The following is a 528-nucleotide window of genomic DNA, read 5'->3' on the forward strand; positions in this document are numbered from 1 at the left end:
AAAGAAAGCGTACGAGTTCGCGGTAATAGCGTTCGACCACTGGATGAGTATTGTGCTGTCCGACTCTGTCCAGCCGACGGAAGACGCACGCATTGTTCGTACTAAAGATGCGAATGATTATCGTTTAAATCGGAGGGATAGGCAAGCGAGGGCGGTGGCGTGAGTGATTTCGGTAAGACCGTGTAAGGAATACGGCGGTGTGCATTGTCTTTGAATCCGCCGCGCGATCGCTAACCCGGTACGAACATATAGCCCGCTTCGCGAATGGTTTGGATCAGACGAGGCGTGCCTGGATCCTCCTCGATCGCTTGCCTCAGTCGCCAGACGTGCAAGTCAATTTGTCGCTCCGCAAAATCCGAGTGTGTTCCGTGAAGGAGCGATGTAAGCTTGAGCCGGGAAAGGGCCGGCATTGGAAACGGACGAACGCGCAAAGAAGCGTGTATTGCGCGCCCGTCAGATTCAGTACCGCTTGGCCGCGAAATGCCGTACGTGTTCTCGGATCGATGCGAATCAGCGGCGACTCAAACA

Annotated in this window: 1 protein-coding gene; it reads right to left on the reverse strand. The window is 54.7% G+C overall.

Annotated elements, in window-relative coordinates:
* Positions 1-230: 230 nt before the first annotated feature.
* Positions 231-410, reverse strand: a complete 180-nt coding sequence (locus QCE79_RS39505; RefSeq protein WP_404989476.1) for a winged helix-turn-helix domain-containing protein — start codon at positions 408-410, stop codon at positions 231-233.
* Between the last annotated feature and the right edge of the window lie 118 nt (positions 411-528).

It is taken from the genome of Caballeronia sp. LZ003, assembly GCF_031451465.1.
Taxonomy (GTDB): Bacteria; Pseudomonadota; Gammaproteobacteria; order Burkholderiales; family Burkholderiaceae; genus Caballeronia.

What these genes read in the sequence shown, in the direction of transcription:
- QCE79_RS39505 (WP_404989476.1), bottom strand. Translation starts at nt 410, where the DNA reads ATGCCGGCCCTTTCCCGGCTCAAGCTTACATCGCTCCTTCACGGAACA.